This window comes from Caballeronia sp. ATUFL_M2_KS44 (assembly GCF_023630965.1).
Classification (GTDB): domain Bacteria; phylum Pseudomonadota; class Gammaproteobacteria; order Burkholderiales; family Burkholderiaceae; genus Caballeronia; species Caballeronia concitans.
The window spans coordinates 1-247 of record NZ_JALQEA010000109.1; the positions used below are offsets into that span (position 1 = coordinate 1).

Sequence of the window (247 nt, forward strand, 5' to 3'; positions counted from 1 at the left end):
CTTTTCACCATTGATTGCCAAATTCCAATCAGCCAATAGTGACTCTCGATGGATCTCTATCCAAGCTTGTACCAAACGAATTTTTGCGAGAGGAATGATTCCACTCAAAATAGCACCATCCGTAATATGGAACGAAGCCTCTTGCCCTCGGTATTTTGCATGAATATGTGGAAAATTATGTCGTTCATTATCATAAAAATACATATAAATAACAACCCCATAAAACATACTAATCGTTGGCATACCC

Annotated in this window: 1 protein-coding gene; it reads right to left on the reverse strand. The window is 37.7% G+C overall.

Annotation, left to right across the window (positions count from 1 at the left end; translation table 11 throughout):
• The coding region (locus tag NCR39_RS29575; RefSeq protein ID WP_250456331.1) for a DUF4160 domain-containing protein at positions 1 to 247 on the reverse strand (247 nt) is incomplete at both ends.